At 73.5% G+C, this 1,444-nt stretch carries 2 protein-coding genes; both read right to left on the bottom strand.

What is annotated here, in order from left to right; genetic code table 11:
* On the bottom strand, nt 1-523 hold a 523-nt coding region (locus I8J29_RS33375; protein WP_276316372.1), incomplete at its 3' end, for a citrate/2-methylcitrate synthase.
* A 3-nt stretch (nt 524-526) separates the two neighbouring features.
* A partial coding sequence (prpB, locus tag I8J29_RS33370) for a methylisocitrate lyase (RefSeq protein ID WP_276316371.1) occupies nt 527-1,444 on the bottom strand: 918 nt, incomplete at its 5' end.

Genomic DNA, 1,444 nt, shown 5'->3' with positions numbered 1-1,444 from the left:
CGGCCTCGCCGTCGGCCGGCACGCCGTCGGCCGTGTCCGCCGTCAGCACCGTGCCCGGCGCGGCTTCCGGCCGGTCCGGCGCGGGCGCGCCGCCGGGAGCCGCGCCGCGATGATAGTGGTGCCAATGCAGCAGCATCGGCCCCGTCAGCGCGATCAGCCGGTCCGCCAGTTCCTCCGGCGGACGGTCCGGCGATTCCGGCTCCAGCGTGCCGAGCGCGACGCAGCCGAGCTGCAGCACCTCCATCGGATGCGCGTCCGCCGGCACCAGCTCCAGCATCCGCTTCAGCGCGTCCGGCAGCCGGCTCGCCGCGTCCAGCTTCCGACGATAGTCGGTCAATTCGTCCACGTTCGGCAGCTTCCCGCGGATCAGCAGGTACGCCGTCTCCTCGAAGCTGCCGTGCTCCGCCAAGTCCGCGATCGCGTAACCGCGGTACGTCAGGCCGCAGCCGTCCTTGCCCACCGTGCTGATCGCCGTCTCGCCCGCCTCCACGCCCGCCAAGCCTCCGGGCTTCTTCTCCGCCATCGGTCATCCCTCCTCCGGTTCGTCGTTTCGCGCGAACAGGGCGTCCAGCTTGCGCTCGTAGTCGTAATAGCCGAGCACCCGGTACAGCTCCTCCCGCGTCTGCATGCGCCCGGTCAGCTCCGCCTGCGTCCCCCGCGCGCGGATCGTCCGGTACGTCTCGAGCGCGGCGGCGCTCATCGCGCGGAACGCCGAGAGCGGATACAGCGCCATCGCCACGCCCGCGCCGGCCAATTCCTCCGCCGCGAACAGCGGCGTCCGCCCGAACTCCGTCACGTTCGCGAGCACGGGCACCTTCACCTCCGCCGTGAACGTCCGGTAGTCCGCGAGGCTCGTCGCCGCCTCCAGGAAGACCATGTCCGCCCCCGCCTCCACGTACGCGAGCGCGCGGGCGACCGCGCCTTCCATCCCTTCCGACGCCAAGGCGTCGGTCCGGGCCATCAGCACGAAGTCCGCGTCGGTCCGCGCGTCCGCCGCGCTGGCGATCCGGTCCGCCATCTCGCGCGGTGGCACGAGCGCCTTGTTCGGCCGGTGGCCGCACCGCTTCACGGCCACCTGGTCCTCGATGTGGATGCCCGCGGCGCCGGCGCGGATCATCTCCCGCACCGTGCGGGCGATGTTGAACGCGGAGCCGAAGCCGGTGTCGGCGTCGACCAGCAGCGGCAGGTCGACCGCGCCGGCGATGCGGCGCACGTCCTCCGTCACGTCGTTCAGCGTCGTAATCGCCAGATCCGGCAGCCCGAACGACGCGTTCGCGACCCCGGCGCCGGAGACGTACAGCGCGCGGAAGCCCGCGGCCTGCGCCAGCATCGCGGCGTAGGCGTTCACGGCGCCGGCGATCTGCAGCGGCCGCTCGGCGCGCAGCGCCTCGCGGAAGCGCCGCCCCGGCGAGGCGGCGGCGGGCCGTTCGCTCGCGGCGGCGCC

It is taken from the genome of Paenibacillus artemisiicola, assembly GCF_017652985.1.
Lineage (GTDB): Bacteria > Bacillota > Bacilli > Paenibacillales > Paenibacillaceae > Paenibacillus_Z > Paenibacillus_Z artemisiicola.
This window is presented reverse-complemented; position numbering and strand designations above follow the sequence as displayed.